25 protein-coding genes are annotated in these 26,153 nt (G+C 60.0%); 12 read left to right on the top strand and 13 right to left on the bottom strand.

The genetic code is table 11. From position 1 onward, the window contains the following. Positions 1-181 precede the first annotated feature (181 nt). The 11 genes from H598_RS26935 (at position 182) to H598_RS0101785 (ending at position 7,940) form a co-directional block, all read left to right on the top strand. Positions 182-1,144, top strand: coding sequence for a calcium/sodium antiporter (locus H598_RS26935; RefSeq protein ID WP_028111479.1), 963 nt, complete (start codon positions 182-184; stop codon positions 1,142-1,144). Between the two features lie 18 nt (positions 1,145-1,162). After that, on the top strand, positions 1,163-2,137 hold the full coding sequence (locus H598_RS26930) for a KpsF/GutQ family sugar-phosphate isomerase (RefSeq protein ID WP_028111478.1): 975 nt from the start codon (positions 1,163-1,165) through the stop codon (positions 2,135-2,137). Then, on the top strand, positions 2,137-2,691 hold the full coding sequence (gene kdsC / locus H598_RS0101825) for a 3-deoxy-manno-octulosonate-8-phosphatase KdsC (protein ID WP_028111477.1): 555 nt from the start codon (positions 2,137-2,139) through the stop codon (positions 2,689-2,691). Before H598_RS26930 ends, kdsC begins: the two co-directional genes overlap by 1 nt. Continuing rightward, a complete protein-coding gene (gene lptC, locus H598_RS0101820; protein WP_028111476.1) occupies positions 2,688-3,242 on the top strand; it encodes an LPS export ABC transporter periplasmic protein LptC in 555 nt (184 codons plus the stop codon). The genes kdsC and lptC overlap by 4 nt, the downstream gene beginning before the upstream one ends. Continuing rightward, the gene (lptA, locus tag H598_RS0101815) at positions 3,229-3,795 is read left to right on the top strand and encodes a lipopolysaccharide transport periplasmic protein LptA (protein ID WP_028111475.1); all 567 of its coding nucleotides are present in this window, start codon (positions 3,229-3,231) and stop codon (positions 3,793-3,795) included. Before lptC ends, lptA begins: the two co-directional genes overlap by 14 nt. Then, on the top strand, positions 3,792-4,523 hold the full coding sequence (gene lptB / locus H598_RS0101810; RefSeq protein ID WP_028111474.1) for an LPS export ABC transporter ATP-binding protein: 732 nt from the start codon (positions 3,792-3,794) through the stop codon (positions 4,521-4,523). The genes lptA and lptB overlap by 4 nt, the downstream gene beginning before the upstream one ends. 66 nt (positions 4,524-4,589) lie before the next feature. Continuing rightward, the gene (locus H598_RS0101805) at positions 4,590-6,056 is read left to right on the top strand and encodes an RNA polymerase factor sigma-54 (protein ID WP_028111473.1); all 1,467 of its coding nucleotides are present in this window, start codon (positions 4,590-4,592) and stop codon (positions 6,054-6,056) included. Positions 6,057-6,080: 24 nt separating this feature from the next. Continuing rightward, positions 6,081-6,368 (top strand): ribosome hibernation promoting factor, encoded by a 288-nt coding sequence (gene hpf, locus H598_RS0101800; RefSeq protein ID WP_028111472.1) that lies wholly within the window; start codon positions 6,081-6,083, stop codon positions 6,366-6,368. Between the two features lie 2 nt (positions 6,369-6,370). Beyond that, complete coding sequence (gene ptsN / locus H598_RS0101795) at positions 6,371-6,817, top strand: PTS IIA-like nitrogen regulatory protein PtsN (RefSeq protein ID WP_028111471.1); 447 nt, start codon at positions 6,371-6,373, stop codon at positions 6,815-6,817. Then, positions 6,814-7,671, top strand: a complete 858-nt coding sequence (rapZ, locus tag H598_RS0101790) for an RNase adapter RapZ (RefSeq protein ID WP_028111470.1) — start codon at positions 6,814-6,816, stop codon at positions 7,669-7,671. The genes ptsN and rapZ overlap by 4 nt, the downstream gene beginning before the upstream one ends. Then, positions 7,668-7,940 (top strand): HPr family phosphocarrier protein, encoded by a 273-nt coding sequence (locus H598_RS0101785; protein WP_028111469.1) that lies wholly within the window; start codon positions 7,668-7,670, stop codon positions 7,938-7,940. Before rapZ ends, H598_RS0101785 begins: the two co-directional genes overlap by 4 nt. 56 nt (positions 7,941-7,996) lie before the next feature. Here H598_RS0101785 and pmbA read toward each other — a convergent pair whose 3' ends face one another. Further along, positions 7,997-9,337 carry a metalloprotease PmbA gene (gene pmbA / locus H598_RS0101780; protein ID WP_028111468.1) on the bottom strand — a complete coding sequence of 447 codons (1,341 nt, stop codon included), beginning with the start codon at positions 9,335-9,337 and terminating at the stop codon, positions 7,997-7,999. Positions 9,338-9,487: 150 nt separating this feature from the next. On the opposite strand from pmbA, the gene yjgA reads away from it, so the two are divergent. Then, positions 9,488-10,012, top strand: coding sequence for a ribosome biogenesis factor YjgA (gene yjgA / locus H598_RS0101775; protein WP_028111467.1), 525 nt, complete (start codon positions 9,488-9,490; stop codon positions 10,010-10,012). A gap of 38 nt (positions 10,013-10,050) precedes the next feature. Here the strand turns inward: yjgA and H598_RS0101770 are convergent, their stop codons facing one another. The 12 genes from H598_RS0101770 to H598_RS0101715 form a co-directional block, all read right to left on the bottom strand. After that, positions 10,051-11,238, bottom strand: a complete 1,188-nt coding sequence (locus tag H598_RS0101770; RefSeq protein ID WP_028111466.1) for a vWA domain-containing protein — start codon at positions 11,236-11,238, stop codon at positions 10,051-10,053. A gap of 4 nt (positions 11,239-11,242) precedes the next feature. After that, complete coding sequence (locus tag H598_RS0101765) at positions 11,243-12,082, bottom strand: AAA family ATPase (protein ID WP_028111465.1); 840 nt, start codon at positions 12,080-12,082, stop codon at positions 11,243-11,245. Positions 12,083-12,217: 135 nt separating this feature from the next. Beyond that, on the bottom strand, positions 12,218-13,087 hold the full coding sequence (locus tag H598_RS25360) for a hypothetical protein (protein WP_051252260.1): 870 nt from the start codon (positions 13,085-13,087) through the stop codon (positions 12,218-12,220). A gap of 38 nt (positions 13,088-13,125) precedes the next feature. Next, positions 13,126-14,298 (bottom strand): ABC transporter permease, encoded by a 1,173-nt coding sequence (locus tag H598_RS23020; RefSeq protein ID WP_051252258.1) that lies wholly within the window; start codon positions 14,296-14,298, stop codon positions 13,126-13,128. Then, entirely contained in the window at positions 14,295-15,371 is a 1,077-nt protein-coding gene (locus tag H598_RS23015) for an ABC transporter permease (protein WP_084144274.1), read from the bottom strand. The genes H598_RS23020 and H598_RS23015 overlap by 4 nt, the downstream gene beginning before the upstream one ends. Continuing rightward, positions 15,368-16,342, bottom strand: coding sequence for an HlyD family secretion protein (locus tag H598_RS0101745; RefSeq protein WP_035414937.1), 975 nt, complete (start codon positions 16,340-16,342; stop codon positions 15,368-15,370). The genes H598_RS23015 and H598_RS0101745 overlap by 4 nt, the downstream gene beginning before the upstream one ends. Beyond that, positions 16,339-17,721 (bottom strand): TolC family protein, encoded by a 1,383-nt coding sequence (locus H598_RS0101740; protein ID WP_084144273.1) that lies wholly within the window; start codon positions 17,719-17,721, stop codon positions 16,339-16,341. The genes H598_RS0101745 and H598_RS0101740 overlap by 4 nt, the downstream gene beginning before the upstream one ends. A gap of 152 nt (positions 17,722-17,873) precedes the next feature. Further along, entirely contained in the window at positions 17,874-19,322 is a 1,449-nt protein-coding gene (tldD, locus tag H598_RS0101735) for a metalloprotease TldD (RefSeq protein WP_028111462.1), read from the bottom strand. A 5-nt stretch (positions 19,323-19,327) separates the two neighbouring features. Continuing rightward, a complete protein-coding gene (locus tag H598_RS0101730; RefSeq protein WP_028111461.1) occupies positions 19,328-20,161 on the bottom strand; it encodes a carbon-nitrogen hydrolase family protein in 834 nt (277 codons plus the stop codon). A 24-nt stretch (positions 20,162-20,185) separates the two neighbouring features. After that, positions 20,186-24,094: a YhdP family protein gene (locus H598_RS0101725; protein WP_028111460.1), complete on the bottom strand. Its 3,909-nt coding sequence runs from the start codon at positions 24,092-24,094 to the stop codon at positions 20,186-20,188. Then, positions 24,091-25,581: a ribonuclease G gene (gene rng, locus H598_RS0101720; protein WP_028111459.1), complete on the bottom strand. Its 1,491-nt coding sequence runs from the start codon at positions 25,579-25,581 to the stop codon at positions 24,091-24,093. The genes H598_RS0101725 and rng overlap by 4 nt, the downstream gene beginning before the upstream one ends. A gap of 12 nt (positions 25,582-25,593) precedes the next feature. Further along, the gene (locus H598_RS0101715) at positions 25,594-26,148 is read right to left on the bottom strand and encodes a Maf family protein (RefSeq protein WP_281171295.1); all 555 of its coding nucleotides are present in this window, start codon (positions 26,146-26,148) and stop codon (positions 25,594-25,596) included. Positions 26,149-26,153 lie beyond the last annotated feature (5 nt).

The raw sequence follows: 26,153 nt of genomic DNA, 5'->3' as shown, positions 1-26,153 counted from the left end.
CAAACGGGTCAGGGCCACTCAGCCATCGCCGTGCTTATTACACAGACCGGCGTGCAATCCGGCTGGTTCCCAGGTTTCATTCTATGAAGTCCCATTTTTATCCACAACAACCGGGCCCGGCCTTTTCTTTTCAAAATGTTCGGGCGACAATGCGCCTCTTCAATGCCAGGTTTTTTAAAACATGTTTCTCAATATTCTGATGCTGCTGGGCGGGCTGGCGTTACTGGTCTGGAGTGCCGACCGTTTCGTCTATGGCGCCGCCGCCATTGCCCGTAACCTGGGCCTGCCATCGCTGATCATTGGCCTGACGATTGTCTCCATGGGCTCATCGGCACCGGAGATGATGGTGTCGGCCACGGCCGCCCTGGATGGCAAGGGCGACACCGCCATCGGCAACGTCCTGGGCTCCAACATCGCCAACATCACCCTGATTCTCGGCCTTACCGCCCTGCTGCGGCCTCTGGTGGTCGGCAGCAACACCCTGCGTCGAGAAATGCCTCTGATGATGGCCGGAACCCTGCTGGCCGGGTATCTGCTCAGCGATCAACACCTGAGTTACTTTGACGGCATGCTGCTGCTGTGTGCCTTTGCCCTGATTCTTGGGTACCTGTGTACCAGTGCCTGGCGCAACCGGGACAACGATCCCATGGCCAAAGCCAGCGAAGATGAGATTCCCACCAACCTGCCCACCAGCCACGCCACCTTCTGGCTGCTGCTGGGGATGGCACTGCTGCCGTTGGCGTCAAGCTGGATGGTGGACGGCGCCGTGGGGATCGCTCAATGGTTCGGCATGTCGGATCTGGTCATCGGCCTGACGATCATCGCCATCGGCACCAGCCTGCCGGAACTGGCCGCCTGCATCGCCGGGGTACTGAAGAACGAAGACGATCTGGCCATCGGTAACGTGGTCGGTTCCAACCTGTTTAACATCCTGGCGGTGCTGGCGATTCCGGCCCTGTTGGCCCCCGGCAGCGTCGATGCCAATGCCGCCGGCCGAGACCTGTACGTCATGCTGGCGACCAGCCTGGCACCGCTGCTGATCCTGTGGATGAAGAAGCGCCAGGTACTGGGCCGCATCGAAGGGCTGATTTTACTTATTATATTTATCGCCTACCAAGGCATCCTGTTTACGCAGGCAGGCTAAAAGGAGCTCTGTAATACCATGGCCACCCCCTCCCAATTGCGCCAATGGGCGCGAGAAGTGATCGACGTAGAGATTGAAGCACTGCAAGGATTGCAGCAGTACATCGATGATGCGTTTGTTGCGGCCTGCGAACTGATGCAACAGTGCAAGGGAAAAGTCATCGTCATGGGCATGGGCAAGTCCGGTCACGTCGGCAACAAAATTGCCGCCACCCTGGCCAGCACCGGCACACCGGCTTTCTTCGTTCACCCCGGTGAGGCCAGTCACGGCGATCTGGGCATGCTGACCGAAGGCGATGTGGTCCTGGCGATCTCCAACTCCGGCGAAGCCAGCGAGATCATGACCTTGATGCCGGTCATCCGCCGCCTCGGCATTTCGGTGATCGCCATGACAGGCAAGCCCGACTCCAGCATGGCCAAGCTGGCTCAGGTTCACCTCAACATCAAAGTCACCAAGGAAGCCTGCCCCCTGGGGCTGGCTCCCACCTCCTCCACCACCGCCACTCTGGTGATGGGCGATGCCCTGGCCGTCGCCCTGCTGCAGGCCAAAGGCTTTACCGCCGACGACTTCGCCCTGTCTCACCCCGGCGGCGCCCTGGGTCGCAAGCTGCTGCTTCGGGTCGATGAGCTGACCCACACCGGCACTCAACTGCCGGCAGTGTCGGAAACTGTCACCATCTCCGAAGCCCTGCTGGAGGTTTCCGCCAAAGGGCTGGGGATGACCTGTGTCCTCGACGGCAATGGCCACCTCAGCGGCATCTTTACCGATGGCGACCTGCGCCGGGTCCTGGATGCCCGCATCGACATTCACGCCACCGCCATCGGCGAAGTGATGACTCGCAACCCCATCACCCTGGCCGACAACCTGCTCGCTGCCGAGGCCTTAAAGCTGATGGAAGAGAAGAAAATCAATGGCCTGGTGCGCGTCTCCCCGCAAGGGCAACCTCTGGGAGCCCTCAACATGATGGATATGCTTAAGGCAGGAGTGCTGTAATGAATCACATCGAAACCCTCTACGGTCCTGTCAGCCAACAGGCGTTTGAACTGGCGAAAGGGATCCGGCTGCTGGTCTGTGACGTTGACGGCGTATTTTCCGATGGCCGCATCTATCTGGGCAACAATGGCGAGGAGCTGAAAGCGTTCCACACCCGCGACGGTTTTGGCATCAAGGCGCTGCAAACCAGTGGCGTCGACGTGGCGATCATCACCGGCCGCAAATCCGACATCGTGCAGCGGCGCATGACCGCCCTTGGGGTAAAGCACATCCACCAAGGGGTGGACAACAAGGTCGAAGCTTACGAGCAGCTGAAGCGTCAGCTGAACGTCAGCGATGACCAGTGCGCCTACATTGGCGACGACCTGGTGGACACCCCGGTGATGGCCCTGACTGGGTTGTCGGTGGCCGTCAACGACGCGCACCCACTGGTGCGCAAGCAAGCTACACTGACAACGGTAACCCGGGGCGGCTTCGGCGCCGTGCGCGAGCTGTGTGATCTGATCATGGCTGCCCAAGGGACCCTGGAACATGCCCAAGGAATGAGCGTATGAAACGCGAGGCCCTGGCCATCGCCCTGTTGTTCGGTGCCGCGTCGTTTCTGACCTGGCGCTCCATGGTCCTCAAGGACCAACTGACCGACGAGGTGAAGCCAAGCTATCAACCGGACTTTATTGCCGAAAATCTGAAGAGTCGAATCTACTCGGAACAGGGACACCTGAACGCCGAGATCGCCGCCGACGAGATGGAGCATTACCAGTCGCTGGCGTTGACCCGGCTGACCAAGCCCGAATACCTGCTGTACCCACAGGACAGCCAGGGGCAATGGCGCATCCAGGCAAAACAGGGACAGTTAAGTGACGGCCGCCATGTGGTTCTGGAAAATGATGTTATCATCACAGCCATTGAGCCCAATGAACCGCTGAAGACCTTAACCACCAGCTATCTTGAGCTGGATCTGGAAACCATGATCATGACCTCCAACCGCCAGATTCTGGCCACCGGAGAGGACTTTGAGATCAATGCCAAGGGCTTATGGGCCGATTTGAATTTGAACAAGGTAGAACTGAAGAGTCAGGTATATGCCATCTATGAAACCAATTAAACTGCTGCTCACTGCCTTGCTGGTCGTAGCCAGCACCAGCGCCCTCGCCCTGGACAGCGACACCCGCGAAAAGGTGGAGATCAAGGCGGACAAGTCCAATGCCGATCTGCCCAACGGCACCATCGTCTATTCCGGACGGGTGCGCATCTCCCAAGGCACTCTGCTGATCAACGCCGATGAACTGCGGGTAGAAGCCACCGACAACAAAGACGTCAAGGTACTGGTGGCCACCGGCACACCGGCCACCTACCAGCAGATGATGGAAAACGGCAAACTGGCGGAAGCGGAAGCCGGTGAGATTCGTTACAGCCTGCAGGATCGCATTCTGACCCTGAGCCACAACGCCGAAATGCGCCAGTCCGGCAGCCTGGTGAAAGGCGATACCATTCAATACGACCTGAACCAGCAGAAGTTGCTGGCCGAAAGCAGCGGTGACGAGCAGATCACCACCATCTTCCTGCCGGCCGATGCGGATCTTAAGCCGGACCCCAAACCTGAGCCCGCTCCGCAACAGCAACCGACAGACCCTAAGCAAGGTGAGCAGCAACCATGAGTCGTTCAACCCTGACCGCAGACAAGCTGGCCAAGGCCTATAAGGGCCGGGAAGTGGTGAAAAATGTCGGCCTGGAGGTCAGCACCGGCCAGATCGTCGGCCTGCTGGGCCCCAACGGTGCCGGCAAGACCACCACCTTCTACATGGTGGTGGGCCTGGTACAAAACGATCGCGGCCGCATTCAGATCGACGGCGAAGACATCACCCTGCTGCCGATGCACAGCCGCGCCCGCAAGGGCATCGGCTACCTGCCTCAGGAATCGTCGATCTTTCGCAAGCTCTCCGTCTACGACAACCTGATGGCGGTTCTGCAAACCCGCAAAGGGATGAGTACCAGCCAGCGGGTCGAAAAACTGGAGCAGTTGCTGGAGGAGTTCAACATCACTCACATCCGCGACAGCCTCGGTATGAGCCTGTCCGGCGGCGAACGGCGCCGGGTGGAGATCGCCCGCGCCCTGGCGGCGGATCCCAAGTTCATTCTCCTCGACGAACCCTTTGCCGGCGTGGACCCCATCTCGGTGATCGACATTAAGAAGATCATCCAACACCTGCGAGACCGGGGCCTGGGTGTGCTGATTACCGACCACAATGTGCGTGAGACCCTGGACGTGTGTGAACACGCCTACATCGTCAGTCACGGTGAGTTGATCGCCCAGGGTGAGCCAGCCGCCATCCTGGAGAACAAGCTGGTGCGCTCGGTATACTTGGGTGATCAGTTCAAGCTATAGTAATTGGTAGGCAGGGCAACCTGGATGTCACTACACAAAAACAAGGATAAGGACGGGTTGTTGTAAATGAAAACTTCTCTTCAGCTGAAACTGGGGCAACAACTCACCATGACCCCGCAGCTGCAGCAGGCCATTCGGCTGTTGCAGTTGTCGACCCTGGATTTACAGCAAGAGATCCAGGAGGCGCTGGACTCCAACCCGCTGTTGGAAGCCGACGAAGAGTTTCTGGCGGCTCCCGCCAACGTGGATGCCCCCGAAGCCAGCGACAACGGCAATGAGCTGGACGTGGCCCCAGAGCCCGCCAGCCTCGACACCAGCGAAGCCCTGTCCCAGACTGACATGCCCGACGACCTGCAGGTCGACACCTCCTGGGACGAGTACTACACCTCGGCCCCCACCTCCAGCAGCAGCGGCAGTCGCGAAGACGACATGCCGTTCCAGGGCAGCACCTCGGACTCGTTACAGGACCACCTGCTGTGGCAGATGGAACTGACGCCGATGTCGGACACCGACCGCGCCATCGCCATCGCCATCATCGACGCCACCGACGAGCGCGGCTACCTGACTCAAAGCAGCGACGACATTCTCGAAGCCATGGGTGACGACGACGTCGAGCTGGACGAAGTGGAAGCGGTACTCAAGCGGGTACAACGCTTTGATCCCATCGGCGTCTGCGCCCGGGACCTGGGCGAATGCCTGCTGGTACAACTGAGTCAGTTTGACGGCGATACCCCGTGGAAGGCCGAAGCCGAGATGCTGATTCAGGAGCACATGGATCTGCTGGCCAACCGGGATTTTCGCGGCATGATGCGCAAAACCCGCCTCAGCGAAGAGGAGCTGAAACTGTCGATGGAGCTGATTCAGACCCTGAATCCGCGCCCGGGCAGTGCCCTGATCTCCGATAACGACCAGTACGTCATACCCGACGTCGCCGTCAGCAAGAAAAAAGGCCGCTGGGTGGTGGAGTTGAACCCAGAGACCATGCCGAAGATTCGCATCAACGAACAGTACGCGGCCCTCAGTCGCCACAGCCGTAACCAGGCCGACAGCCAGTTTGTCCGAGGTCACCTGCAAGAAGCGAAGTGGTTCATCAAAAGCCTCGAAAGCCGCAACGACACCCTGTTGAAGGTGGCTAACTGCATCGTTCAGTTCCAGCAGGGTTTTCTGGAATACGGTGACGAAGCGATGAAACCCATGGTACTCAACGACGTCGCCGAAGCGGTCGACATGCACGAGTCCACCATCTCTCGGGTGACCACCCAGAAATACATGCATACCCCACGTGGCATCTTCGAATTGAAGTATTTTTTCTCCAGCCACGTCAGCACAGAAAACGGCGGAGAATGCTCCTCCACCGCAATCCGTGCTTTAATTAAAAAATTGGTTGCTGCAGAGAACCCAAGGAAGCCTCTCAGCGACAGTAAGATGGCGGAGCTGCTGGCAGAACAGGGAATCAAGGTCGCACGGCGCACCATCGCCAAATACCGAGAAGCCCTGTCTATTGCTCCCTCAAATCAGAGGAAAAGCCTGTAAACGGCTAACTAAGGAGGAACCCATATGCAGATTAACCTGACCGGCCACCACGTAGAAATCACCACGGCCCTAAGAGACTATGTGCATACCAAGTTCGATAAGTTAGAGCGCCACTTCGACCACATCTCCAACGTGCATGTGGTCCTGAATGTGGAAAAACAGCAGCAAACCGCGGAAGCCAAATTGCACCTGAGCGGCCGGGAGGTCTATGCCACCCACAACCACAGCAATATGTACGCCGCCATCGATGGTCTGATCGACAAACTCGACAGGCAAGTCCTTAAACATAAAGAGAAAATTTCACGTCACTGACCATGGATATTGAGACGATACTCAGCCCGGAGTGTGCCACCATCGCCGCTCCGGGTACCAGCAAGAAACGCGCCCTGGAGCTGATTTCTCAGCTGGCCAGCCAGCGTTACACCGACGTCAACCCGCAGCAGTTGTTTGAAAGCCTGCTGGCCCGGGAAAAGATGGGCAGCACCGGCATTGGCAAAGGCATCGCCCTGCCCCACGGCCGCCTGCCGAACGTGGACCACGCCATCGCCGTATTCGTGAAATGCGACGAGCCGATCCCCTTTGATGCCATCGACGGCAAACCCGTCGATCTGCTGTTTGCCCTGTTTGTCCCCGAAGACAACTGCAAACAGCACCTGTCGACCCTGGCCTCCATGGCCAAGGTGCTGGACAACAAAGACATCTGTCGGTCGCTGCGCAAATCGGCCGATGACCATGAGATCTATCAACTGGTGACCTCGTGAAACTGATTATCCTCTCCGGCCGCTCCGGCGCAGGCAAATCCGTGGCCCTGCGGGTCCTGGAAGACCTGGGCTACTACTGCGTCGATAACCTGCCGGCCAGCATGCTACCGGCACTGGTCAATGAAATGGTGGATCGCTGCTCCACACTGGCGGTCAGTCTGGATATTCGCAACCTGCCAGAGCAGGCAGAAAGCATTCCCGATGAACTGAAGCGACTGCCGGACAGCGTCGACTGGCAAATCTATTTTCTGGATGCCTCCGACAGCAGCCTGATCAAGCGCTACAGCGAGACCCGGCGGCTGCATCCGCTGTCGCAGACCGGCATCTCACTGGCCCAGGCCATCGCTTCGGAGACCGAGATGCTGGCGCCGATTCGGCAATTGGCCGACCACAGCATCCATACCGACAACCTGTCGGTGCATCAACTGGCGGATGAGATTCGCACCCGCCTGCTGGGCAAGGCCGAACGGGACCTGTTGTTGGTGTTTGAATCCTTTGGCTTTAAACACGGCATCCCCAAGGACGCCGATTACGTGTTCGATGTCCGCTTCCTGCCCAATCCTCACTGGGATCCGAAGCTGAGGCCCCTGACCGGCCTGGACGCACCGGTGCAGCGCTATTTCACCAAGGAAGCCGAAGTGGCCCGCTTTATTGACCACACCGAGAGTTTCCTGAAAAACTGGCTGCCGATGCTGGAACGCAACAATCGCGCCTACCTGACCGTGGCCATCGGTTGCACCGGCGGCCAACATCGCAGTGTCTACATCGCCCAGCAACTGGGAAACCGCTTTAAGCTGAGCCAGAAACACATCTCCGTCCGCCACCGGGAATTGAAACTCAACGACAGCCAATGAAACTGACCCGCACCCTGAGGGTGGTAAACAAGCTCGGGCTGCATGCCCGGGCCGCCACCCGCCTGGCCCAGGTGGCCCATAATTACGACGCCAACATTCAGATCATCCATGGCAACCAGAGCGCCGACGCCAACAGCGTATTGGGTGTGCTAATGCTGGAAACCTGTCAGGGCCAGGAGGTCACCATCGTCTGTGACGGCGACGATGCCGAACCGGCCATGACCGCCATTACCGAGCTGTTCAGCGCCCGCTTCGACGAATCCGAGTAGCCCAAACAACAACGCCGGCCCCGGGGCCGGCGTGGTGATCATCGCTGAGGCTTCGCTCAGTTACCCGCCACCTTCATCTGAGACAACAGGATTGAACCGGTACCAATGCTGGAACGCGGGTCGCGATCGCTGCCCACCGCCACCATCTCCTTGTACATCTGCTTGAGATTGCCGGCGATGGTGATCTCATGCACCGGATATTGAATGATGCCATTCTCCACCCAGAACCCGGCGGCACCGCGAGAGTAATCGCCAGTCACGCTGTTGACGCCGTGGCCCATCAGTTCGGTGACGTACAGGCCGGTCCCCATCTGTTTGAGCATGGCAGCCAGATCGCCGCCATTACTGCTGATGTCCCAGTTGTAGATGCCGCCGGCATGGCCGGTGGTGGCCATCTTCAGGCGACGGCCTGAGTAGGCAGTCAGCAGATAGGATTGCAACACCCCGTCAGCCACGATGTCCCGGGCCTGAGTGGCCACCCCTTCGCCGTCAAAGACGGCACTGGACAAGCCACCCAGCAGGTGCGGATTCTCATGGATGGACAACCACTCGGGCAGAATCTGGGTGCCCAGGCTGTTGAGCAGGAACGACGACTCCCGATACAGGGACGCACCGCTGATGGCCCCCACCAGATGACCGATCAGGCCGGTGGCAGTTTCGGCGGAGAACAGCACCGGCACTTCGCAGGTGTCGATCTTGCGGGCCCCCAGGCGGGCCTCCACTTTGGCCGCCGCCCGCTTGCCGAGGGCCTCCGGACCGTCCAGGGCATCGAAACGACGGCTGACGGTGTAGTCATAATCCCGCTCCATACCCTGCTCATCCTTGCCGATCAGCACACAGGAGAGGCTGTGGCGGGAGGAGGCATAGCTGCCGATAAAGCCGTGGCTGTTGCCGTACACCTTGATGCCTTCGTGGCTGTTGCAACTGGCACCATCGGACTGCTCGATGCGGCCGCCTTCGGCCAGGGCCGCCTGTTCGCAGCGGCTGGCCAGCTCGATCCCCTGCTCCGGCGTCATCGGATGGGGGTGGTACAGATCCAGGTCCCGCAATTCGGTGGGCATCAGGCTGGCATCCGCCAGGCCATTATGTTCATCGGCGCTGGTGTAACGGGCGATGCCATCGGCGGCCCGCACGGCGTCGACGATCGCTTGGGGGCTCAGATCCGAAGTGGAGGCATTGCCTTTGCTGCCATCGCGATACAGGGAGATTCCCAGGGCACCGTCTTTGTTAAACTCGACGGTTTCCACTTCTCCCTGGCGGGTTGAGATGGACAACCCCTGCTGCTTGCTGATCGCCACTTCCGCAGCGGTCACTCCCAGTTTTCCGGCTTCCTCCAGCGCGACGGCTACCGCTTGCTCGAGATGCTGACGCTGCTGTTCGATACTCACTTGAGTCACTCGTCTGTCCCACAAAAAGTCAATTGAGCACAGGATAGCAAACCCCGACAGCTCTGCGATAGGGCTCGGGCTTGCCATTATTGGCCTGAACTGCCCATGGGCTGCTAGAATGCCCCTCAGTTAAGACTTATATTGCAGCGGAGAAGTATCATGGCGGCACAACGCCCCCCTCAGGATCAGCAGGAAGACGAGTGGATCAGTAAGAGCGAGCTGAAGCGGGAAGCTGAAGAGCTGCAGAAGATTGGCACCGAAATCCTGGCTTTGGGAAAAAGTGATCTGGCCAAAGTGCCCATGGATGAAGAGTTAGAGGTCGCCGTCGCGCTGGCCCACCGCCTTAAGGGAAAAAATGAGGCCTACCGCCGCCAGATGCAGTTCATCGGCAAGCTGCTGCGGTTCCGCGATCCGGATCCCATCCGCCAGGCACTGGACAAAATTCGCAACAAGCACAATCAGGCCAACCAGCATTTCCACCAGATGGAGGAGTGGCGGGATCGCCTGATCGCCGAAGGTGACGAGGCGGTACAGGCATTGTTTGCCAAGGTGCCGGAGATGGAGAGTGAGCGCCAGCGCCTGCGCCAGTTGATCCGTCAAGCCAAGAAAGAGCAGCAGGCCAACAAGCCACCGAAATCTTCCCGGGAACTGTTCAAGCTGATTCGTCAGTACCTGGACGACTGACCCTCGTCTGATGGAGGGGGCCCGTCCGGGCCCCTGATTTACGGCCTCTGCTGCCCCAGCAGAGCGCCAATCCCCTGCTCCAGCCCCGACAACGTCAACGGGTACATCCGATCGCCGATTAACTCCCGCACTGCGCCGATGCTTTGGGTGTAGCGCCAATGTTCCCTGGGCACCGGATTCAGCCAGATCAACCGCGAAAATCGGTCGCACACACGCTGCATGGAGACCGCTCCCGGCTCCTCGTTCATCAACTCGACACTGCCGTAACGGCTGAAGATCTCGTACGGTCCCATGGACGCGTCCCCGACCACGATCACCTTGTAGTCCTTGGGGTAGGTACGCAGGATCTCCGCCAGCGGCGTCGACTCCTCACGGCGGCGGCGGTTATCCCGCCACAGCTGGTCATAGAGAAAGTTGTGAAAATAGAACTGCTCCAGATGCTTAAACTCGCTGCGACAGGCACTGAACAGTTGCTCACAGCGGCGAACATAGGGGTCCATGGAACCCCCGACATCAAAAAACAGCAATAACTTGATGGCGTTGTGCCGTTCCGGCACCAGCTTTACGTCCAGCAGGCCGCCGCTGTCGGCGGTGGCCTGTATGGTGCCGTCCAGATCCAATTCGGTGTCGGCCCCAGTGCGGGCAAAGCGTCTCAGCTTCCTCAGCGCCAACTTCAGGTTACGAATTCCCAGCTCCACATCGCCATCGAGGTTGCGATACTGGCGCTGCTGCCACACCTTGGCCGCCGAGCGATTGCGACCCTGGCCCCCGACTCTCATGCCACCGGGACGCTCACCACTGTGACCAAAGGGCGAGGTACCGCCGGTGCCAATCCAGCGGTTGCCACCTTGATGGCGCTTCTGCTGCTCTTCGAAGCGTTTGCGAAACTCCGCCAGCAACGCCTCGATGCCTCCCACCGCCTCCAATTGCCGGCGCTCCTCCTCGGTCAGCGAGCGAGCCATCTCGGCCCGCAACCACTCATCGGGAATCGCCTCCTGCCAGTGCTCGGTCGCCGTGTCCAGGCCCTCAAAAAACGCACCGAAAGTCCGATCAAACTTGTCGTACTGGGTTTCATCCTTGACCAGGCACAGACGCGCCAGCACATAGAATTGCTCCAGATCCGCAAATGCCAGTTGCTGATCCATCGCCTCCAGCAGTGCCAGCAACTCGGTCACCGACACCGGAATTCCGCCTCGCCTCAGGGCAAAGAAAAACCGAATCAGCATCGCCTTACCCCCGCCGGGTCATAAACGCCAGCTTCTCCAGCAGCGCCACATCCTGCTCATTCTTGACCAGGGCGCCGCATAGGGGCGGCAACGCGGTGCGAATGTCGGTGTTGGCCAATACGGTCGGATCGATGTCGTCGGCCATCAGCAATTTAAGCCAATCCACCAACTCCGAGGTAGACGGCTTCTTCTTCAGTCCGGCCACCTGCCTGAGTTCAAAGAACACCTCCATGGCGTGCTGCACCAGCCGCGGCTTAATGTCGGGGAAGTGCACCTCGACGATGCGCTTCATGGTTTCGGCATCGGGAAAGCGGATGTAATGGAAGAAGCAGCGGCGCAGAAACGCATCCGGCAATTCCTTTTCGTTATTGCTGGTGATGATCACGATGGGACGGTGGCGAGCGCGAATCACTTCCTGAGTCTCGTAAACATGAAACTCCATCTTATCCAGCTCCACCAACAGGTCGTTGGGAAACTCGATGTCCGCTTTGTCCACCTCATCAATCAGCAGTACCACCTGTTCATCGGCCTCGAACGCCTGCCACAGCTTGCCTTTCTTCAGGTAATTACGCACGTCCTCCACTTTGTCATTACCCAACTGAGAGTCCCGTAACCGCGACACGGCGTCGTACTCATACAGTCCCTGCTGGGCCTTGGTGGTCGATTTTATGTGCCACTGGATCAATGGCTTCCCCAAAGACAGCGCCACCTGCTCCGCCAACATGGTTTTGCCGGTTCCCGGCTCTCCCTTGATCAACAGCGGCCTGGATAGGGTCACCGCGGCGTTGACCGCCATCTGCAAATCCTCGGTGGCGATGTATTCACCGGTTCCCTGAAACTTCATTGACTGATCCTTCTGTTCGACATGGGGGGCAAACGACGGCCATCTTAGGCTAACGTGTCAGCAACTGCATTGAAGCTAACAAAAAAGGCGGCCCCCTGACTAGGGGGCCGCCTGAATTTCACTGGTGGAGAAGCCTCAGAAGTTGTAGGTAAAGATGGCGCCGAAGGCCGCCTCCGCATCCAGATCCTGACTGGCTTCAAATTGACCGTGCACTTTCATTTTGCCGTCGCTGCGATACCCCAGGTACCCCGACAGGCGCCAGTTATCCGGGTTGCTGTAAGTGCCCCTGAGGAAGGTCAGTGGATTCTCAATCTCGACACTGCCCTGCTCCACGGCAAAGCGCTGGGCGCGGTAAGCGGTACCCAGGCCAAACTCCCAGAACGGGTTAAAGGCGTAGGACAACTCCAGTCCCCCCGGGCCGGAGAAGCCGGGCTCGAACGGGTTATCCAGTCGCAGTTTGTCGGTAATCTGCCACTTCACCAGCAACACCGGAATCACCGACACGTCATAGGGGTCATTAAAATAACCGCCACCGAAGCCCAGGGTCAGGGTATCGGACACCGGATAGGTGGCTGCCGCCAGCAAGCCATAACCAAAGCCATCGCTGAAGCTGGCATTGTCGGCGTAAGCCCACTGCACACGCGGGGCAATAAACCAGGTCAGGCCATCGCGGCTGGGCCGGACGAAGCTGACCCCAGCCCCTAACTGCTGTTTGCTGTCCCAGCTGTCGAGGCGCCCGCCGAACAGGCGGCTGCGATCGAAATCAAAACTGCTGTACTCGTAATCCAGCTGGTAGCGTACCAGCCATTGCTGATTCAGCGGTTGACGGTAGCTGAAGTTAAAGCCGTAGTTATCCTGGCTGACGTCACCGTCGTTCTCAGTCGACGCCGACGGGAAGCCGACGCTGTAGGCGCTGAACTCAAACGGCAGCGGGCGTTCACCGGGCCCTTGAGCCCAGCACGCGGAGGAAATCAATAAGGTCGAAGCCAGAAGCAGCCGTTGCATAGTTCATCCCTGACAAAAAGTGGAAAACCAAAAGGGGGTTAATCAAAGCTCGGTTCAGCGCGATCAATCAGCACTGAAGCCCGGTGAGTCTGACGCCAGTGCGTACCCAACAGCGCCAAGATGCCCCATGCTATCACCTGAATCCACAGAGTCGACAGCTCGTAATAAAGGTTTACGATTCCCAGGTTCATCTGGTTGAGCTTTATCATCCCCATCATCGCCGGCTGTGCCGGTAACCAGGCAAACACCCCACTGAGCAGCGGTGACATGCTGATCCCGGGCCAGACAAAGCCACAGGTGAACAGGATTGGCATGCCGGTCAGCACCAACAGTTGAACCGGCACGGCGCGACGATTAAACAGGGTACTGATGGCAATCCCTGCCAGCGCCGTCGACAACAGAAACGGCACCAGCAGTTGCACCATGGCCCAACAGGAAGCCAGCATCGCCACATCATGCCCGGGCAACACCAGATCAAAATAGAGAATGCAGGAAGGCAGGTACAGGCACACCAGCATGGTGGTGCGAGCACTGACCCAGGTCATCAACGGATAGCGGTGCCATTCGCCGCGGCAGTGCCAGTTGTTGGCCCCCAGCATCGATGCCACCATCAACAGGGTCTGATGCAGGATCAACACCAGGGCACCCGGTACCACGTAGCTGATGTAGCTGCCGTTGGGGTTAAACACCGGCTGCACCCGGGTCGACACCGGCTGCAGCTGACGCATTACCTCCTCGACACGGCCACCATTGGCAACGCTTCGAGCCAAACGAATCTCGGCATTCAAATAACCACTGGATTGCAGCATGGCGGTCGCCACATTGCCATAGGCAAGAAAGAAACTGCCGTCACCGGCCACTGCCAGCGTCTGCTGCTGGCCCCGCACCAGGTTGCGCTCAAACTGGGCCGGGATCACCACCAAGGCGGCGATGTCACCGTCGTGCAGTGCCTGCTCGGCCCGGTCAACCTCCGGATAGTTGTCGCTGATGTGAATTTTTGGCGATGCCGACCACATACGAATCAACTTGCGACTGGTGGCACTTTGGTCCAGATCCACCACCGCCACCGGTTGCGCCCCGGCCACCTGATGATCATAAGGCAGGGGGTAGATCACGGCGTAAAACAGAATGCCGCCGATGGCGGTCAACATCGCCGCCTTATCGGTCAGCAGGCCCAGCCATTCGCGCCGAAACAAGGTCCACCAACTCATGCTCGCACTCCCCGATACCGGCGGGCCACGGGAACCAGCAACAGTGACATAAGAAACAGCGGCCACAGTGACGACCAATGATGATTACCGCCACCCTGAAGCAGCAGCGGCACATAGTGAGTGCTGGGCATCAGCACCCGCCAGATCTCCGCGGGCCAAGGCATGCTATTGACCGGGAAACTGACCCCCATGTAGGCAAATGCCGGCGCGAACAGCGCCCCGCCAATGCTGGTGGCCCGAACCGGGTCATCCACAATCAGGGCGATCAGCAGAATCATGCCGGCAATGCCTCCCAGCAGAGGGATCATCGCCAACCACAGCACCCACAAGGATCCCATCATCGGCAACTCCAGTCCTTCGTACATCACCAACAGGCCAATGCCGCCCATCAGCCACCACCACAGCATCAACAGGGCAATGCGCAACGGCAGGCCACGCTTACCGCGCCCCACGGTATTCACCAGGGTAGCCATCACCAGCAACTGGAACAACGCCAACATGATGCCGGGCAACAGGAAAGGCAGGTAGCTCAAGTCCGGATTGAACATCGATTTGAGCTCCACCTTCACCGGTGACAACGCCTGCTCGGCGTACTCCGCCGGTATCCCGCTGGCCAGGGTCGCCAACGAGCCCACGTCGGCCAGACCGCCCTGCAACGACGCCAGTGCGGCGCTGTACAGACGCTTGCCCACCAGAATGAACTGAGTGTTGTAGCGCACCGCCAGATCCGGCGTGCGCCCGGCCATCAGGTCTTCACCGAAGTGAGCAGGAATCAGCACCAGCGCAAACATCTCTCCCTGGCGCATCGCCAACTGGGCACTGCGACCGTCGGCATACTGGGTCAGGGCAATGGCCGGTGACGCCTCAAGGTGGCGTCCCAGGGTGCGGCTGGTGGCGGTGTTATCCATATCGACCCAGGCCACCGGCAATTCGGTGGGCAGGCCGCGGGCAAACACGCCCCAGAGGATGATCCCCAGCAACACCGGCAGCCAGGTCATCAGGCTCGCTTGCCACGGGTCCGACAGCAGATCCCGAAAGCTTCGGTGCAGCAGGACCACCCTTGAGCGGCTCATAGGTCAATCAGCGCCGTCATGCCGGCACGCAGGCCTTCGATGGGGCTCTGGGGCACCAGTTCCACCTCAAAGGTACGCAAATCAAAATCCATGCCGCTTTCACTGGCGTTCCAGGTGGCGTAATCCCCCAGCACCGACCGGTAGCGCACTACAAAGGGGAAGCTGGCATTGAGCGCCGGAATCCGCACCTGCACCAGCTCACCCTCTGGATACTCCGCCAGCCGATCTTCACGGACATTAAACAGCGCCCAGGCATCGGTCATGTCCACCAAGGTCACCACCGGGAACCCGGACGGCGCCAATTCGCCCTCATCCAGCATCACCTGGCTCACCTCACCGGTTCGAGGCGCGCGCATCTGACTGTCCGCCAGCACCGCCTGCACCTCGTTCAGCTGCCCCTGAGCCGCCATGGCTTTACCGGCGGCGGCGTCTTTGGTCTCCTGACGGGCCCCTTCGTCGGCCATCAGGTACACCGCTCTGGCGGCACTTTCGGTGAAGTTGGCCGCCTGCCACTGAGTGAAGGCTTCATCGCGCTTCTGCCGGGCCACCACCCCTTCGTCGAACAGGTTTTCCACCCGCTCATAGGTGACTCTGGCCAGCTTGGCCGCCGCCTTGGCTTTATTCCACTGCTCCTTGGCCGCCAGCACCTCCTGCGCCCGGGCACCGTTGTCGGCCTGGGCTTTCAAAGCCTTCGCCGCTTCCAAGCCGGCCTGAGCCTGCATCTGCTTGGCTTCCAGCTCCGGGCTGCTGATGGCAAACAACAGGTCGCCCTTGGTCACCTGGTCGCCCCGGTGCACCAGAATCCGCTCCAGCCTTCCCGGTATCTTGGAAGAGACGTGATATTGGCGGGCTTCAATCTGGCCCTGAATGTGGGCCGCCTTGGGCTGACTCAGGATCCAGGCCGCCCGGGCAGCCAGACCTAGCAACAACAGCAGGGCGATGAACCCCAGGGTTTGGTTGATTCGTTTCATTCTGATTCCGTGCGTTCAAGCAGTTGGAAAAGACGTTGCTGGTTGCTGCTCATGGCGGCCAATTGCCCCAGAGCGACCAGATAACGGTATTGGGCGGCAGCGCGGGCGGTCTGTACCTCCAGCAATTTGTCGCTGGCGTCCACCTGATCGATGGAGGTGCTCAGCCCTTGGCTAAACGCCAGTTGCCGCAAGCGCAGGTTCTCCTTGGCCAGCGTCTCGGCGGTCGCCAGGGCGCGGTATTCATGCTGTGCCTGGCTTAGCTCCTGGCCGCGGGATGCCATCAACAGCTGCAGATCCTGTTGTGTCTGGGCACGCAGATGCTGCACCTGCAGCTGGGCGCTTTTCGCCGCTCGCACCCGATCGGAACGGCCGTCGTTGGTAAACAGTGGCACCTTCACCGTTACCCCAACCAGCCAGTCCGGCTCCAGCTCCGCCGCCAGGCTGTCCTGAGTCTCAAAGGTGTAGTTGCCGAACAGCGCCACTTCCGGCTTGTAACGACCCTTTTCGGCATCGATGGCCCCCTGGGCCTGGGCCTCCTTGGCCTGATACAACGCCAGCGCCGGGTGCACCTCCAGCATCTGTTGCTGCCAGCGGTCCAGATCCGGCTGAGTCAGTGGCAATCCCAGCCCCTGGGCGGTATCCACTTGATTCTGCTGCAGCAAAGTGTTGAGCGCCATGTGCGCCAGTTTACTGCGCCGCTGGGCCTGAGACAGCGCCACCTGGCCCTGCTCCATCGCCACCTGGGCATTCAGACGTTCCACTTCGGCAATCTGGCCCTGCTTCTGCATCGCTTCGGCGTGCTGCAGGTGCTCAGTCAACGTCTGCAGACGCTGGCGCTGCAGCTGTTCCACCTGAGTGCTGAGCACCACCGCAAAGTAGCGTTCCACCAAGGTGGTGAACCGCTCCTGACGGCTCAGCTCCCCCTGCTGCTTCTGCTGATCCAGCTCGGCGGCCTTGATCGCCTGGGCGGCTTCGATGCGTCCGCCCACGTACAGTGGCCAAACCGCTTTCAGGCTGGCGTGGTAGATGTCGCGGTCGGTGATTTCGGTCTTCCAGTTCAAGCCGGACAGATCCATCCCCAACTGACCCGCGATGGCGCCCACCTGGGGAAGCTGCAACAGATCACCAATGGGATTGATGGCACGGGAGTCCAGTTCAATCGGCTTATCCAGCCGGGTATAGCTGCCACTCAGGGACAGCGACGGCATCCCCAGTTGCTCGGCGGCGCCGAGCTCGGCGGCGGCGCGATTTTCCGCCTGATGTTCCGCCTGCAGCTTGTCGCTGACGGTTTCCACCCGCTGCCAGGCTTGCAATAAGCTCAGCGGTTGTGCCGTGGCCGCGGTGCAGACGCACGCGAGTATCCCAATCCAGTAACGCATTGTGCATCCTGTACTTAGAGTCATGACTCTAATTTTAAACCCATTAAAGTCGTAAGGAGAAGCATTATAAGCTGATCCGATGAGTGAAGCATAAATGCAAATAAAAAAGCGAGCATAGCTCGCCTTTGTTAAGTCAAATCAGTGCAAAAGACTCAATCTGTGCCACCGACGGTGAGACGATCCAACTTCAGAGTGGGCTGGCCGACCCCCACAGGCACGCTCTGCCCCTCTTTGCCACAGACGCCGACGCCGTTATCCAGCTTGAGGTCGTTGCCAACCATGCTGATGGTCTGCATCGCCTGGGGGCCATTGCCAATCAAGGTGGCCCCTTTGATCGGGGTGGTGATCTTGCCGTTTTCGATCAGGTAGGCTTCCGAGGCCGAAAACACAAACTTGCCCGAGGTAATGTCGACCTGGCCACCACCGAAGTTAGGGGCGTAGATCCCCTGTTTCACCGAGGCGATGATCTCCTCCGGTTCTTTGTCTCCAGCCAGCATGTAGGTGTTGGTCATCCGCGGCATTGGCATGTGGGCGTACGACTCACGACGGCCGTTGCCGGTGGGCGCCATGCCCATCAGTCGAGCATTGAGCTTGTCCTGCATGTAGCCTTTCAGGATGCCGTTCTCGATCAGCACGGTGTTTTGCGCCGGCGTACCTTCATCGTCGATGCTGACCGAGCCTCGACGTCCGTCCAGGGTGCCGTCATCGACAATGGTGCATAACTCACTGGCCACCTTTTCACCGATGCGACCGGCGAAGGCACTGGAGCCCTTGCGGTTAAAGTCGCCTTCCAGACCGTGGCCCACCGCCTCATGCAGCAACACCCCGGGCCAACCGGAACCCAGCACCACCGGCATCTCTCCGGCAGGGGCATCCACCGCCCGCAGATTCACTTCGGCCATGCGCACCGCCTGATGGCACAGATCCAGCGCTCGGCGGCGGTCATCGTCATTGCTGGCATCCAGCTGGGCGTAGTCGTAACGCCCTCCCATGCCGGCACTGCCCCGTTCACGGCGATCGCCGTCCACCATGATCACCGAGCAGTTCAGTCGCACCAGCGGACGAATGTCCGTCGCCAGGGTACCGTCGGACGCCACCACCAGCACCTCTTCGTACACCGCCGACAAACTGGCAATCACCTGCTGCACTCGGGAATCCAGGGCCCGCACATACTGATCCATCTCCTGCAGCAACGACAACTTCTGCTGCTGCTCCCAGCTACGAATGGGGTCTTCGGCCGGATAGCGACGTACGCTGGGGCGGTTGCTCAGCGCCATGACCCGACCATCGGCGCCGGCGGCGGCAATGCCCCGGGCGGCATCCGCCGACTGCTGCAGCGCATCCAGGGTGATCTCATCGGCGTAGGCAAAGCCGGTTTTTTCGCCATCGATGGCGCGGATACCGACCCCTTGCTCGATGTTGAAACTGCCCTCTTTAACGATGCCGTCCTCCAGCACCCAGGATTCGTGCCGGGCCGACTGCAGGTAGATGTCCGAATAATCCAGCTTATGCTGATGGATGCGCGCCAGGGTGCGCTCCAGATCGTCCACCGACAAACCGGTGGGGCTGAGCAGAGTGGCTGACACGTTCTTAAGAGTCATAGGGTTCACTTGTTCCTTTCTCTGACTCCCAGGGGAAGCCGAATGTGGTTAAGAACCGGCATCGCTCGCCGAATCTCAGTAATACGTTGTTGATCGAGTCGCGCCGTTGCCAATCCCGGCTGTTGCGCCAGTTCATCCAGCACCCGCCCCCAGGGATCCACGACCATCGAGTGGCCCCAGGTCTGCCGCCCTCGCCCATGGGTACCGGCCTGATTGGCCGCCACCACATAACATTGGTTTTCCAGCGCCCGAGCCTGCAGCAAAGTGCGCCAGTGGGCCGCGCCGGTTTTTTGAGTAAAGGCACTGGGCACCACCACCACATCGGCACCGGCACTGGCCAGCGCCCGGAATAACTCCGGAAAGCGCAGATCGTAACACACCGCCACACCGATGCGGCCAGCGGCGGTGTCGATCACCTCGATGTGATCACCGGGGCAGGTGGTGTCACTTTCCCGGTAGCGACCGGTGGCATCGTCGACATCGACATCAAACAGATGAATCTTATTGTAGTGGCCAATGCGCCGCCCCTGCTCATCAAACACCAACGAGGCCGCATAGGCGCGGCCGTCTTCGGCCCGTATTGGTATGGTTCCGGCGACCAGTATGCAGCCAAACTCGCTCGCTAACAGCGACAACGCCTGCTGCATCGCCCCCTGACCAAGAGGCTCGGCTAGCGCCTGCCACTGACCCGGAGGACCGTCAAAACACAGGGCACACTCCGGCAACACCACCAGTTTGGGGCCGGACTGGTCCAGCAACGGCTGCATCAGCTGCCGCAACTGGCTGAGATTCTCATTGGGCTGCTCCAGGGAACAGCATTGCAGTGCATACAGCTGCATCGGGCCCTCCTGGCCGTGATCCTGCTATTGTCCGACGCTTTTGCCGTCCCCATCTGGCAGGGGTTCCGGCAACGCCTCCATCTGCGGTTGCGCCTCGGTGGCCGGCGCCGGCTTCGGGCTGGTCTCGGGGGCGGGGCTGTCTTCGACGATGCGAATCTCCCGCTTAGCCCGCTCCAACTCTTCCAGAATCGGCTCTTCAAAGGTTCCGGTCAACTTGAAGTTCAGCTGGGTGATGATCTCGATCACCGGCTCCAGAATCTTGGACACCGCAAAGGCCCCGACCCCCACGGTCAGGGACGCGCCAGAGATCAACGCCACCGCCGGCACACTGGCAGTCAGGGCCGGTGAGAAGCTGATGCGGTAATCCAGTTGATGGCTGACCAGATCGCTGTCACCGTTAATCTTCATCACCCCCGCGTCCCCGTCCAATACCGTATTGGTGGTGGTCGAGACGCCGTCAGTGAAGGTAATGTCCCCTTTAAAGGACTGATAATAAAATCCTTTACCAAAGACATCGGTAAAATCGAGTGACAACTTGCGCAGCAACGAGTCCAGGCTGAACAGAGACAGGATCCGGGCGCCCTTATCGGAGACTTCCGACAAGTGGCCCTGACCCAGTTCAAAGCCAAGGCTGCCGTTAAGGCTGGCGTAGTCCGGCTCCCAGGGCGCATTCTGCCAGCTGACCGCAAACTGGGTATCCAGCGGCGACGACTTGATTCCCAGCGGCTGCTTGATCACCGAACTGAGCTTGCCAAAGTCGGGGCTATTGAGCTCACCGCCCAGGTCGAACCGGGTCAGGTCGCCATCCGCCACCCACAGTCCGGAGGCGTTCAGTTGGTACTCGGGCCGCGACAACTCGATGCGATCGACGCTGTAACCGGACTCGGTGTGAGAGGCGGTCAGCGTTAACTGCCCCAGAGGCAGATCCTTGACCGAAAAATCGGCCACTTCGATGCTGACTCCGGGCATCTTGGCGATCAAATCGGCGCTGGCTTTCTGTGGGCTGTCATCACTGCCGTCCCACAGCAACTGCAACCGATCGGCAATAACACCGATGCCATTTTGGCGCCACTGCTTGCCGATGCGCACGTCCCCGCGCAGCTGATCCGACTCCGCCCGAAAGCGCCAGCCCGATTCATCCGGCCAGCCTTCCAGCAACGTCTGATCGAAGTAGAGACCGAAAATATCCAGGCGCGAGATGGAGCCATGCACTCGAGTCAGCGGCGGCACCATGCTGGCTTGTTTATCGGAACTGGTATCGATGAAAGCGGTGATCAACGGCAGCCACTCGGTCAGCTCTACCTCGCTCATGGCCAGATCGATGGAGCCACCCTCGACGCCATACAGGCTGGGGCGTTTACCGATGGCCAGCTGATAATTGGGCCAGTGGAACCCCTGTTCATCGATGCGGAACTGAGCCAGATACCCCAGTCGCATCCCTTCGCTGAACTGCAACTCGGCACCGCTGTCATCGCCGTGCACCTCCAGCACCGCCCGATAAGGAGTCGATGCCGACTTGCCTACCGGTGCCGGCAGATCGATGTTCAGGCCCACCAAATCACTGTTGATCTGAGCGTCATAGCGATAGCCGCCACCTTCCAGGAAAACCAAGCCGACATCGCCGCTCCAGCGAGCCTGGCCCTCAAGGTGGCTAAACAACGGAAAGACATTATTCTCATCGATGTTGGCGGTTTGCCACTGGCCACCGAGCTGCAGATCGGCCCGGTATTCGGTGTCACTGCTGCGACCGGTGTTCAGACTGATGGACAGGGGCTGGTTAAACACTCGGGCACCAAGATCAGTAGCCGTCACCTGGTCGCCGTTGAACTGCAGCTCGCCACGCAGTCCGGACAGCTGTGTCGACAAGGCGGTCAGATACACCGGGTTATCCCAGAACGCCACCCGTCCCAGAATGGCGGGCGACTGATCCTCCACCCCGGCTCCCAGGGGAAAGGTCAGATCCAGGCTGGTCGCCACCGGCCCCTCTATCTTCAGCTGCGCCAGGGTGGCCCCAACCGAGGCCGACAGCGACGATGCCTGCATCAGTTGGGTGGCAGCCTGAGCGTCGGCGCGGACCCCGGCCAACACCGTCAGGGTCGCGTTGCTGTCGAGGGTGGGAATAAAGACGTGAGCGTCCTGAACCGGCACCTGGTCCAGCAATCCCTGTTTCAGCCACAGATCCATGCGCTTATTTTCAAACAGCGCCTGCAGGGTGATGCCGGTAACGGCAGGCCAAGAGGGAAGAAACTGGAACTGGCCTTGCTTCAGGGTAAACCCGGCCTGGAACACCCCCTGACCACCGTCATAGGGATAATCGCTAAAATCACCGTGCCAGAGAATCTGAGCATCGTCGGTGTGTCCGGCCTGCAGCGAGGTGGACAGGTAATCCGACAGCGCTTCGCCCATGGCCTTACGCGGGAACAACCGCCCGGCCATCTCTGCCTGCTTCAGTTCGGCATTGCCGTACAACTGCAACCTGGTGGCGCCCTGCTCCGGCAGCAGCAAAGCGGCCTCGAGATCGGCCTTGAGGATGTCGCCGTCGAGCTTCAGGCTGTCGGTTTTCACCAGCCAGCCCTGCTGCCGATCGATGGTCAGCTCTCCGGAGACCTCGCTGAACTTCACCGTATGGGAAAACTGCCACGGCCAGTAAAAGGCCAGATCCTGCTTGGGCAGGCTCAAGCGGCCATGATCTTTGTGCCAGACAAACTGACCGTTGAGACCGGACAATCCTGGCACCTTGCCGCTCATGTCCCAGCCCAGATCCTTCAATCCGGCAGACGCGGACCAGCCGTCTGGCCGCTGCTGCAGCTTGATGTCGGCCAGCTGGCCGCGGCCGTTGGCATCCAGCAGATCCGCCAGGGTTCGATCCTTAATGCCCGGTAACAACCCCAGCAACGGCTTGAGTTTGTCCAGCGGCAACCGATTCATCCACAGGCTGACGTCGTCGCCTTGCTGCGACAGCGCCAGGCGAGTCTCGGGCCAGGGTTGACCATTGCTGGTCAGTTGCAGATCACGGCTGGACAGCTCGCCGCCGGTGGCCGTGGGGGTCCACACCAGGCTGCCGCCCTTGATGGCCATCCGCTGTGCCTGCGGTTGCTGCCAGCTGAAGTCACTCTCACCAAAGGCGATCTGTGCCCCACGCACCCCCTGCTCGTCGAAACTGAGCCAGGACTGCATATTGAGCACGCCACGGAACTGGCGAGAACCGTTACCAAACTGACGAGCCAGCCAGTCACCGATATCCAACTGCTCCGCTTGCAAATAACCACGCCCGAACAAGCGCTGCTGCTGGGCACTGCGCAGTTCCACCGCCAGCTTCAGGGTTTCATCCAGGTTGCTGGTCTCATCCAGATACAGCCGCCCTTCACCCAGGTGACGGTTGCCGCGGTTGCGCCATTGCAGGTTGGCAATGTGAATGGGTTCCGGCTTGTTGTCGGACAGGTGCAGGTACAGCACCCCTTCGGAGATATTCAGTTCGCTGAGCTGATGCAGGAAGGTGTTTTTAAAGGCGCTGACGGCGTTGCCGCTGTCACCGCCGGAGTTGGTCAACGGACCATGGACATGCACCTCGACACCGTTGAAAGTGACCCGGTCGAAACGAAAATCCAGATCCCGCAACGAACGCCAGAAGTCCAGCTGGGCCACGGCCTCCTGAACCTGGATGTCGATGTTGAGATCTTGCTGGGCGGGCAGATGGAAGGCCTTGATCACCAACTGCGGGCCCTTGGGTTCCCAGCTGGCCCCCAGTTGCTCCATCGTCATGACCAAGCCACTTCGCTGCTGAATCTGCTGAGTCAAATCATCGCGAATGGAGTCCAGTTCGGGCAGCAGTGAACGCACCGCGCTGACCAGCAAGGCGAACAGGACGATGACCGTCGCGGCACCGTACCAACAAAATCGGAGCAGACGCCGCGCGCGCGCGGTGAGTGTCACATCATCACCACGTCAAACTTATCCTGGCTGTACAGCGGCTCAGGCTGCAAACGGATCCGTTTACCGATAAACACCTCCAGCTCCGCCAGGCTATGGGCTTCGTCGCCGACCAGGGCATCGTGCACCGTCGGCGCCACGTACACCGAAAACTCATCGGCGTCATACTGACGATCCACTCGAATGATCTCACGGAACATCTCGTAACAGACGGTATCGACGGTCTTCATGCTGCCGGTGCCCTTACAGCTGGGGCATTCGCCGCACAGCACATGCTCCAGACTTTCCCGGGTGCGCTTGCGGGTCACTTCCACCAGCCCCAGCCGAGAGAAACCGCTGACACTGGTCTTAACCCGATCCTGATCCAGGGCCGCCTGCAGGGTGCTGAGTACCCGGCTACGATGCTCTTCCGAGGTCATATCGATAAAGTCGATGATGATGATCCCGCCCAGGTTACGCAACCGCAACTGGTGGGCGATGGTCCGGGTGGCTTCCAGGTTGGTATTGAAGATGGTCTCTTCGAGGTTGCGATGGCCGACAAAGGCGCCGGTATTGATGTCGATGGTGGTCATGGCCTCGGTCTGATCGATGATCAGGTAACCACCGTTCTTGAGCTCCACCTTACGCTCGAGGGAACGTTGGATCTCATTCTCCACATCAAACAGATCAAACAGCGGCGACGGGCCGGTGAAATGTTCCAGCACCGGTGCCACTTCCGGCACGAACTCCTCGGCAAACTCGGTCAGCTCGGCAATGGCCAGGCGAGAGTCCACCTGCACCCGCTCGATCTTGCTGATGGCCAGATCCCGTAAAATCCGCCGTGGCAGAGTCAGATCTTCATACAGGGGCGTGACCTTACCGCCGGGGCGGCGACGCCGTTCCGATACCTTACGCCACACTCGGCGCAGGAACGCGGCATCGTGGGCCAGTTCCTGCTCGCTGGCGGCTTCGGCGGCGGTACGGATGATGAACCCGCCGTCGGTATCCACAAACTGGCCGACGATCTTCTTCAACCGTTCCCGCTCCTGCTCGGATTCCACCCGCTGCGACACCCCCACGTGGGCGGCACCCGGCATAAACACCAGATAACGGGACGGCAGGGTGATGTCGGTGGTCAGGCGGGCGCCCTTGGTCCCCAGGGGATCCTTGGTCACCTGAACCATGATGTCCTGGCCCGGGCGCACCAGAGTGGCAATGTCCTGGGCCTGAAACTGTTTCTTCTCCGGCTCCGCCACACACTCGGTGTGAGGGATGATGTCCGACGCGTGCAAAAATGCCGCCTTGTCCTGGCCGATGTCGACAAACGCCGCCTGCATGCCCGGCAGCACCCGGGTGACCTTGCCCCGGTAAATGTTGCCGACAATGCCCAACTTACCGCGGCGCTCGATGTGCACCTCCTGCAACTGGCCACGCTCAAGCAGCGCGACCCGGTTCTCGGTAGGGGTGACGTTAATTAGTAGCTCGGTTCCAACGACTGAAGACGGTTGCACCTGGCCTCCCGGTTAAATGCGTTGTAAAAGTTGACGGGTTTCCACCATGGGCAGCCCCACCACGGCAGAGTAACTGCCATTGATGGCCTGCACATAGGCGCCCCCCAGCCCCTGGATGCCGTAGCTGCCGGCTTTGTCCATGGGCTCCTGGCTGTCGACATAGGCTCGTATCTGCTCCTCGCTCATGGCGCAGAACGTCACCTCGGTGATCACCAGGGCCTGTTCGATGCGATCCCCCTGCACGCAGGCCACGGCGGTCATCACCTGGTGGCTGCGCCCCTGAAGGCGTTGCAGGGTGGCCATGGCATCGGCAGCGTCTATCGGCTTACCCAGAATCTGCTGATCCAGCACCACGATGGTGTCGGAGCCGATCACCGGCAAGGGCTGGCTGACCAGCGCCTGGCCGGCCCGAGCCTTCTCTGCCGCCAGACGACGGACATACTGTTTTGGACCTTCGCCCGGCGCCGGGGTTTCATCGATGTGCGGGCTGACGCAGTCAAACCGATAGCCCAACTGCCCCAGCAACTCTCTGCGCCTGGGGGACGAGGAAGCTAGGAAACACTGAATCTGTG

Source organism: Ferrimonas kyonanensis DSM 18153, assembly GCF_000425405.1.
Taxonomy (GTDB): domain Bacteria; phylum Pseudomonadota; class Gammaproteobacteria; order Enterobacterales; family Shewanellaceae; genus Ferrimonas; species Ferrimonas kyonanensis.
Note: the sequence above shows the minus strand (reverse complement) of the source record. Positions and strands in the feature narration are given on the sequence as shown.